Source organism: Pseudomonas sp. SBB6 (assembly GCF_024213215.1).
Classification (GTDB): Bacteria; Pseudomonadota; Gammaproteobacteria; order Pseudomonadales; family Pseudomonadaceae; genus Aquipseudomonas; species Aquipseudomonas donghuensis.
This window is the reverse complement of sequence record NZ_JANAVH010000001.1, coordinates 456970-466387: the sequence shown is the minus strand read 5'-3', so window position 1 is coordinate 466387 and position 9418 is coordinate 456970. Positions and strand designations below refer to the sequence as shown.

The 9418-nt window shown below is 65.0% G+C and carries 7 protein-coding genes; all 7 read right to left on the bottom strand.

Translation table 11 applies throughout. The features are described 5' to 3' along the window. Positions 1–6: 6 nt before the first annotated feature. From NLX68_RS02220 to tagH, 7 genes are read right to left on the bottom strand one after another with little or no spacing between them, the layout of a single operon-like run. Positions 7–726: a PP2C family serine/threonine-protein phosphatase gene (locus tag NLX68_RS02220; RefSeq protein WP_254282501.1), complete on the bottom strand. Its 720-nt coding sequence runs from the start codon at positions 724–726 to the stop codon at positions 7–9. Beyond that, a complete protein-coding gene (gene tagF / locus NLX68_RS02215) occupies positions 727–1377 on the bottom strand; it encodes a type VI secretion system-associated protein TagF (protein WP_254282499.1) in 651 nt (216 codons plus the stop codon). After that, positions 1377–4880 carry a type VI secretion system membrane subunit TssM gene (gene tssM / locus NLX68_RS02210; RefSeq protein WP_254282498.1) on the bottom strand — a complete coding sequence of 1168 codons (3504 nt, stop codon included), beginning with the start codon at positions 4878–4880 and terminating at the stop codon, positions 1377–1379. The genes tagF and tssM overlap by 1 nt, the downstream gene beginning before the upstream one ends. Next, entirely contained in the window at positions 4877–6187 is a 1311-nt protein-coding gene (locus NLX68_RS02205; protein ID WP_254282497.1) for a DotU family type VI secretion system protein, read from the bottom strand. The genes tssM and NLX68_RS02205 overlap by 4 nt, the downstream gene beginning before the upstream one ends. Positions 6188–6193: 6 nt before the next feature. Next, entirely contained in the window at positions 6194–7528 is a 1335-nt protein-coding gene (gene tssK / locus NLX68_RS02200) for a type VI secretion system baseplate subunit TssK (protein WP_010221281.1), read from the bottom strand. Between the two features lie 15 nt (positions 7529–7543). Then, positions 7544–8041: a type VI secretion system lipoprotein TssJ gene (gene tssJ, locus NLX68_RS02195; RefSeq protein WP_026001200.1), complete on the bottom strand. Its 498-nt coding sequence runs from the start codon at positions 8039–8041 to the stop codon at positions 7544–7546. A 36-nt stretch (positions 8042–8077) separates the two neighbouring features. Beyond that, a complete protein-coding gene (tagH, locus tag NLX68_RS02190; RefSeq protein ID WP_254282496.1) occupies positions 8078–9418 on the bottom strand; it encodes a type VI secretion system-associated FHA domain protein TagH in 1341 nt (446 codons plus the stop codon).

The window sequence follows — 9418 nt, the reverse complement described above, 5'->3', positions numbered from 1 at the left end:
TGGTCTTCAACCGGCCTTGATGACGACGGCGGTAATGTTGTCGGGGGCGCCCCGGGTCAGGCCCAGGTGCACCAGGCTGCGCACCACCTGATAGGGGTCGCTGTGGCCCAGCACTTCGCGAATTTCATGGTCTTCGACGGTCTTGTTGACGCCGTCGCTGCACAGCAGGTAGGTATCGCCGGGGAGGATGTGCAGGGACACGCTTTCGAGCTCCAGCTCAGGCTCGACGCCGATCGCCCGGGTCACGATATTGGCCCGCGGATGCACCCGTGCTTCGGCCTCGCTGAGCAGGCCGCTGTCCTGCAGTTCCTGTACATAACTGTGGTCGCGGGAGATACCTTCCAGGCGCCCATCGCGCAGGCGGTACAGGCGGCTGTCGCCGGCCCACAGGCAGACGCCCTGATCACCGCGCACCGCCAGCAATACCAGGGTGCTGCCCATCATCGCCACACCACGCCGGACACTTTCTTCGCGCACCGCCGCATTGACCGCCGACAGCCGCCCGCGCAGCACCTGCGCGTAATCGTCCAGGGCTGGCGTGGACGGTAACCGGCGCAAGGTATCGACGATCAGGCAACTGACGTAATCGCCCGCCGCATGTCCGCCCATGCCATCGGCAACCGCCCACAGGCCTTCGCTGCCAAGGTCCAGGCAGGCGTCTTCGTTGATGCTGCGCACCATGCCGACATGGCTGTAGCTGGCTGCGGTGTAATGCAATGCCGTCATCTAGCGCGCCGCCTCATTGCCCAAAAGAAAACTGGCGAAATCCTCGCTGCGCGGCAAGCCGGCACAGCGTAACAATCCCGCCTCGATACGCTCCGATCCCCGCCCCCACCACAGGCTCATGCCGGCACAGGCACTTTCGGCCAACGCTGCCTGGCGGGCCTCGGGGGTCACTGCGGCAAAGCGCTGCAAACCAGCAACCGCAGGGCTCGAAACCACACTGAGGCGAGGCGCGGCACAGCCCTGAACCGCCGCATCGAACGCCTCGAAAGTGGCTTGCGGCTCCAGGGTTGCCAACAGCTGCGCCTCGCAACGCTCGAACCAGTCATCCGGGCCACTGACCACGGCCGCCAGCGACTCATCCGACAGCAGAACCTGGGCCAGGGTAAGCGGGAAATAGCGCCCTACCCGGTCGATGCTGGGCATCAGCACGCCCACTACAGCCTGCGGCCCGCACACCCCCGGCGCCAGGGCGAAGCGCCACAGCGGGCTGACCAGGTAGGCCGGCAACCAGTGCTCGGCCAATTGCTGCTGGCTGGCCATCAGCCCCGCCGCCAACCACTGGTCCCAGGGCTGGATAAAGCTGTGCGGCAAGCCACGGCTGACAAAGTCGCCGCGGCTGGCCAGCTTGCCGTAGAAACCAACGCCATCCATCACAGCCGCTCCGGCAGGCTGAAGCCGCTGAGCACGCGACTCTTGAACGGGTTGAAGGCGCTATTGGCACGCAACTCGTAAGACACGCTGGCGCCATCGACGCGCAGGCGCAGGCTGAAACGATCCGGGCCGTTGCCCGCCACCAGGTCCGACTGGTCGAGCAGGCGGAACCAGGCCCATGGCCCTTCCAGGGTCAGCCCTGAACGGCCATTGGCAGACGGCGGCATGATCGACAGGCGCACCACGCCGATGCTGTTGGGGTTCGGCCACTGCATCGCTACCGGGCGGCTCGGGCCGTGGTCGTAGCTGATCTGCTGGCCGTCGAGATCAAGCAGAAACTGGGTGATCGAGGCGTCCATGGCCACCGGCTTGAGCTCGAAGCGCACGGTCGGCTGCAGGCCGCCAGAGCGGAAGAACGCATCCCGAATCGCGGCCGAGCGCTGGAAGGTGTGCAGCACGCCTGGGCCGATGCCGAGCTTCTGCGCCGCGCCCGGCTGCCAGCGCCAGGGGTTGGTCGAGGTATCGACGTACGGCTGCAGGTATTTGCGGAAATAGCTGTCCATCACCCCGCCGACGCCGAAAAACTGGCCGAAGTCATCCAGGGTGGCGTCCCGCGAGCTGCCCGGCGCCAGCGGGTAACGACCGCTCAGGGACTGGCGGTAAACGTTGACCACCTCGCTGACCCAGGCAGCGTTGAGTTGGTTGCGCACGCCGCCCATCATGGTGTTGGTGGTCGAAGTCACCACCGATTTGACCAAGCCCTGAACCATCGGCGGCTGGCGTTGTGCGGTGAGGCTGACGCGGTTGGCGGCGGCAGTGGCCTGGTTCTTGGCTTCGCCGAGCAAGGCATCGCCGCTGGCACCGACCATGGCGCTGACCTGCACGTACAAGGCGTTCATGTCGGTGAGCAAGCCGTCGATGGCAGCCGGCTCGCCCTCGCCCTTGCTGACCAGGCTGGCCAGTTCGGCATAGTGCGCGGTGACCGGGTCTTCAGTTTGCTGCGCCTGGCGGCTATCTGCCGGTGCGTCCTGGCCCAGCAGGTTGCCCAGGCGTTGCTTGAGCTGATCGACACCGGCTTCGCCAGCCTTGGCCTGGGCGGCGGCAAGCGGGTCCTGCTGTTGCAGGTTGGTTTGCTTGGCGACTGCGCCAAGCAGTTTTTTCAGCGGCGAAGTCGGCCCGGAAATCACCCGCAATACATCGGCAGCCTGGGCCACGCTGGTGATCGGCACGAAGTCGATATCGGCCAGCAGCGCATCCCAGTGACGGATGTAGTCGGCAAAATACAGGCGGCGCACGTCGGCGGCCAGGCTGCTGACATCGCCTTCATCGGCTTGTTCGCGGCCCAGCACCCAGCGCTCTTCGGCCAGGGTGTTGCTGTGCTGCAGGCTGGTAGCGAGGAACGCCTTGCGATACCCCTCGACGGTGAACAGCCCGCCCAATGGCTCGCCCAACGGCTTGCCGCTCTTGCGGCTGAACACCAGCGCAGCATCGCGGCCGGCGGCTTCGCTCAGGCGAAAATCGTTGACGCCGTCTGGCAGCTTCTGGCGCTTGACCCGATCATAGACGCGCTGGGCTACCGGCAGTTGCTGCAGTTGGCGACGCAAATCTTCGATCAGGTTGGCATCCAGGCGTGCGTTCGGCGGCCGTCTTGCAAACAGCGCCTGCAGGTGCTCACCCAGCGCAGCACGCTGCTCTGGGGCCAAGTCACGGGGCAGGCTTTGCTCCCAGTCGAGAGTGACCCAGGCCTTGATGAAGTCCGGGTCGTAATGCTCGCCATCGGCCAGCATCAGGTAAGCCTTGAGGCCTTCGTAGAGGAAGTCCGAACCGCCGCCACTGTGCAGTTGCTCTTCGATGCGGGTGACCAGGCGCGGGGCGAACACGGCAATCAGCAACTTGCGGTAGACGCTGGCCGATTCGGCCTCAAGCATGTCGCCCTGGTACAGCCCCAGGCCCTCGGCCCAGCTGGGCGGATCTTCGGCCAGGTGGCGCACGGCATTGAGCAGCGGTAGCACTGCCAACACGTCACGCTGGGCTGGGCTCAGGGTTTGCAAGGTTTGCCCCAGGGGCGCGAGCTTGTGTTCGACCTGGGCAATGTAGGCCTGGTTGGCGCGATAGCTCACCGCCCACAAGGTGCCGACCAGCACTACCAGGGCAATGCTGGCGGCGAGTGCGCCACGGGCCAGCCATTTGCGCCGCCGCTCGACCTTCGGGTTGACCCCGACCAGGCCGCGCTCGGCAAAGGCCACGGCGTTGAACAGTTTTTCGATGAAATAGCTGCGCCCGCTACCGCTCTGGCGCGCCAGGTGCTGGCGGTCCAGGCCCATGCTTTGGGCCATGGCGCCGATCAGGCGGTCGATCGGGCTGCCTTCCTGGGTGCCGCTGGTGAAGTACACGCCACGCAACAGTGCGCGCTCTTCATAGGCATTGGGCTTGAACACGCCGTCGAGGAAGCTCTGCAGATTCGAACGCAAAGCGGCGAACTGCTGGACAAAGCCGTAGACCAGATCACGCCGCGCCGGATCCCGTTCCTGCTGCAGGCGTTCGACCAAGCGTGCGTTGAGGCGCTGCTCAAGGCCGGCAAACTCACTCTGGAACTGCGCCAGCGGCCCTTCGGCCGACTGGTCGTCGTCCAGGGCAAAGGTCATGCCCCACACCTGGGCGCGCTCTTCCTTGCTCAGCGTGTCGAAGAACTCCATGAAGCCCGGCACCAGGTCGAGCTTGGTCAGCATCAGGTAGATCGGAAAGCGCACGCCCAGCTGGCTGTACAGCTCCTGGATACGCGAGCGAATGGCCGCCGCATGGGCGGCACGTTCCGCGTCGCTGCCCAGCAGCAGGTCGGACAGACTGATGGCGATGAAGGCGCCGTCGATCGGCCGGCGCGCGCGCTGCTTCTTCAGCAGGTCAAGGAAACCCAGCCAGGCCGCCTTGTCGACCTGGGCATGGCTGTCCTGGGTGGTGTAGCGCCCAGCGGTATCCAGCAGCACAGCCTGGTCGGTAAACCACCAGTCGCAGTTGCGGGTGCCGCCAACGCCGCGAATCGCCCCGGCGCCAAGCTGCGCCGCCAGCGGGAAATGCAGGCCGGAGTTGACCAATGCCGTGGTCTTGCCCGAGCCCGGCGGGCCGATGATCACGTACCAAGGCAGCTCATACAGATTGCGCCGCTCATCACCGCCAAGACGGGCCTTTTTCAGCAGCGTCAGGGCCTCGTCCATGCGCTGGCGCAGGGTGGCCAGTTCTTCAGCGGTGGCAATGCTGGCAGGGTCCGGGGCGGTTTCTGCGGCCAGGCTGCGCATGACTTCTGCCGCCTGGCGGCGGGCCTGGATGAAGCGCCACAGGCGATAACCGATCCACGCCGCAAACAGCAGCGCGATCAGGGCCCAGCGGCGCCCCGCCGGGACCAGCACGTCCCACAGCGGGCCGATGAACCAGATGATCAGGCTCAGGGCGATCAAGCCCAGCAGCGGGATGACCCAGCGAATGACAAAACCGAAAAACGCCTTCACTCGACCCCCTCCGCCAATACAGTGATTTCAACCCGGCGGTTCTTTGCCCGGCCTTCGGCCGTGCTGTTCGGTGCCAGTGGTTCGGTGTCGCTCAGGCCCTGCGCGCTAAAGCGTGCGGGCTGGCCGGTCTTGGCTGCGAGAATCTGCTGAACCTGCTCGGCACGGGCCTGGGACAGCGCCCAGTTGGACGGGAAGCGCAAGGTTGCAATTGGCCGGTTGTCACTGTGACCGGTGATCCGCACCTGGCCCTTGACCTGGCCAATGGCGTCGGCGATGCGCAGCATCAGTGGCTGCAGGCTGTCGTTGATACTGGTACTGGCCGAAGCGAACAACTCGTCGCCGCGGATGGTCACCACCGAGCGATCGACGGCGTCTTCGACACTGACCCGCCCGGCCTTGATATCGCTGGCCAGGAAACCCGCCAGGCGCGGGCGTTCCACTGGCTTGGGCTGGGTCACCGGGCGGTCGATGGCCTGCACCGGGATCTCGCCCAGGGCATGAATGTTCTTGAACACCGGTTCGGCGTCGGCCGCGAGCATGAAGCGCAGGGCGAACAGCAGCGCCAGCAACAGTGCCAGGGCAATGGCCAGGCCAACCCAGGGCGGCATGAACTGCGACAGCCGATCACGCGTGACGCTGACCCCGCGCCAGTGCGGCGACAGCTCGCGCTCGAACTCGCCACGGGCGCTGCGAATGGCGGCCGCAGTACGTTCACGCAAGGCGTCAAGCTGGGCACGACCGCCGTTCATGACCCGATAGCGGCCTTCGAAACCCAGGCACACGCACAGGTACAGCAACTCCAGCAGATACAGGCGTTCGCGCGGGCTCTGCAGGCAATGCTCAAGCAACTGGAAAACCTTCTCGCCGCCCCAGGCTTCGTTGTGCACAGTGATCAGCAAACTCTGCTTGCCCCAGTCACTGCCACTGCCCCAGGGCGTGCTCAGTACGGCTTCATCGAGGGCGGTGCACAGGGCGTAACGGGCCAGCAGCACTTCGTTACGCGCCACACCGGCGGCTTCGGCGCGCTCTTCGAACTGGCGCAGGTAGGCCAGCAACTGCGCACGCAGGCTGGCCGGGGCCGGATGGGCAATGGTGCTGCGCAAGCGGGTCAGCAACGCCAGCAATGGCCCGGCGGCGCTTTCCAGCGGGTTCAGGCCAAGCGCCTGGCCACCGGGCAACGGCTGCGCCGGCATCGACGGCGGCACAGCCGGCTCCGGCGTACCGGCTTGCGGGCCACGGCCACCGGGGCGCGGCATGAACTGGGTGCGGTCATTGGCCGGTGGTGCCGACGGGTCGTTAGGCTGCATCGCGGCTTATCCTCGAATGGCCCAGAAAGCCAGGTTCAAGCCCGGGAACTCGCCAGCAACATAGAAGGCAAAGCCGCCGGCGTTTTGCAGTTGCTGCCAATGCTCGCTACCGCGATCGAGTTCGTAGTAGGTGGAGCCGGCATGGAATGGGATCTGTCGTGGCGCCACCGGCAACGGCAGCAGGCCGATGCCCGGGAGCTGCAGGTTGACCAGGTCGCGGATGTGTTCGACCGCACCGATCTTGCTCTGCTGGGCGAAACGCCCGCGCAGGGTTTCGCTCGGCACATCGGCACGCACCACGAGGATGAAGCTGGCGTTGTCGAGCAGGCTGCGGTCGGCAAGCATGGCCACGTGGATACCGTAGGCCTTCTCGACGATCGGGATTGGCGTGGCCTTGCTGTCGATCAGCATCGACAGGGCTTCGCGCAGCGCCTGCATGACCGGGGCGAAACTCGCTGCCAGGTCATCATGCTGATACACCGGGAACTCACCCGGGCGGCGGTTGCTTGCACAAAACGTGGCGAACTCACCGGCCAGGCTGACCAGCTCGCTGTACAGGCGCTCCGGGTGCAGCGGGCTCAACTGGCTGAGGTGCTCAACCAGCGGTTGGGCGCGGTTGACCAGTTGCAGGAGCATGAAATCCGCGATCTCCGAAGCGCCACCCGCGCCCGAGGCCACCACCCGCCCGGCCAGGGCCTCGCCACGTTGATGCAGCAGGCCCAGCAGTTCGCTGCGAAACGCCGACAGGCTCTTGCTCGCCGACACATCCAGCACCGGCGCGATGTAGCTGTCATCCAGGACCAAAGCACGGTCGGCGCGTTTTTCCTTGATGCGCACCAGGCCCAGCGCGGCATAGTCGCTCAGGCCCTCTTCGGCGGTGATCAGGCGCAAGGCCCGGGAACCGAGGGCCACCGGCGCGCGGTTCTCGAACGGTGCGTTGTCATCGCGCACCTCCGCCACCCGGCTGACATAACGCGCACCGCCCGGGGCCTCACCTTCGTCGACCGTGTCGCGGGCGCCAGCGCGCTTGAGCGGCAATGCCAGGTACACCAAGCCATCGCGCAGGTTGTCGTCGATGTTCAGCGGGCTTGGCGCCAGGTCGTCCTGGGGGATATTGAACGGCGTACCGTCCGGGAGCAGGCCACGGGCCGAGATGATGGCCAGCTTGCCCTGAGCCAGCAGGCCCTGGTCGATCAGCAGCTCGGAGAAGCCCCAGGCGCCTGCCGACAGCGGCCGGCTGCGGGCATCGATCAGGTTTTCGAGATAGCGGTCATGCTGTTGAAAATGCTGGGTTCCGAGGAACATGCCTTCCGACCAGACCACACGATTGTTCCAGGACATGGCTTCTCCGATCGCCTATTGGGCGGTACTGGTTGGGGAGGAATGAGCAGCGCTGCGTACAGCACGAACATCGAGGCTGACCTGATAGTCCAGCGGCGGCACCGGTAGCAGGCTGCGCCACTGCGCCTGGTCAACTTCGCGGTAGCCGACCACCAGGCCAATCTGGCGGGTAGTCGGGCTCAGTGGACGCTCGATGCGCAACTGCTCACCGGGCTGCACCAGTACTTCATCCTGATCGACCAGGTCGGCGCCCAAGGTCGCGGGGGCCCGATCGGCCAGCGCGAAGTAATCGGCTCGATTGAAGTTGGCGCTGTTCTTCAGTTCATAGATACGCACGCGCACGGGCGCGGCCTGGCCGTTGGCGCCCGGGTTGAGCCCGGCGGCGGCACTGAAGTACAAGGTGACGCTGGTCGGCCCTGCCACCTCGGGCTGGGCCGGTACTGCAACTTCATCCTTGCTACAACCACTGAGCAGCAGTGCGGTTACCGCTGCCATCAGCATTGTTCGAATCATCCTGCGTCCTCAATGACGTGGCACTTTCCGTTTGTTTCAGGAGCGCTGCAGACGCGCGCTGTGCTCCTCATAGGCGCGGCTGAATTCGCGCCCGAACAGGTCCTGGAAGTCGTCTTCGGCTTCCCGGGAAATCTTGCTGTACAGCTCGGTGAACTGCTGCCAGTACTGGGCCTGACGGGAACCTGCGAACAGCTTCGACAAGCCGGCTGGCTCACCTAAGCGCGACTCCAGCTGGGCCGGTTCGAAACGCGCGAGCAGGTGCTTGATGGCGGCCTCGACACCCGCCATCACTGCCAACTGGTGAGCACGCAGGTCATCGAAGCTGTCACGTACTGCCTGGTCCGGCGCCATGAAGGCGTGATTGCCGTGACGCAGCAGCAACAGCAACGCTTCATCGGCATTCGGAGCAAACTTGAGCGGGTTATTCTCCGCCGGGCGGATCATGGTCTGCTGCATGCGGAATTCGCCCTTGAGGCTGCTGCGTGCACGCAATACGTCGATCAGGCCCTCGACCATCAAGCGGTAACTGCGGCCAAGGGCCTCCATCTGCGCCTCGACCTGCGCACTGTCGATACGCAGTTGCTCAAGGCCTGCCCCGCGCAGGAAAGCCTGGATCAGCGCTGCTGATTCGGCAGGTTGGGCTGGGGCCTCGACGACGGCCATCGGCGCAGGCGCTGCGGTTGCGACAGGCGTCGGTGCGGGAGCGGGAGCGGGAGCAGGTACAGGTGCTGAAGGCTCGGCAAACAGGTCCCAATCTGCGGGAATCACCCCAGGGCTCGCCGGGGCCGGCACCGCCACAGGGACGATCGGCGCGGGCGGACGAAAGTCATGCTGCTGGGCAGGCACATGGTCAGGCTGGGTTACCGGCGCAATGCTTGCCGGCGCGAGAAAATCAAACAGGTCCGGCAGGGTGTCGCTGCTTGACGCACCGTGCACGAGCGCCGGTGTGCCAGCATGAGAAAGGACAGGCGCAGGGCTGGCCTGGTTAGCCATCAACGCCTCGAAACTATTGCTGGCATCGCCGCCGATCGGATTGCCATCCCCTACCTTGAAGCTCGAATCAATCCGCGCCTGGATCTCGTACTCGCCAATACGGATGATTTCGCCATCCATCAAGGGCTCGCTATTACCGCGGCGCAAGCGAATACCGGCGTGAATTAACTCGACACCATTAGTGCTGTTATCGGTCAGGTAGTAGCGGCCATCTTTATATTGAATGACACAATGTTGCGAAGAGACCAGACGCTCCGGATCGGGCAATACCCAATCATTATCAGAGCCACGTCCGATGCTGATGGCGCCTGATTCGATGAACTTTTCAGGACATTGGCCAGGGGTAATCTTGTGATAACTGGTAATAGTCAGACTCAGCGACAT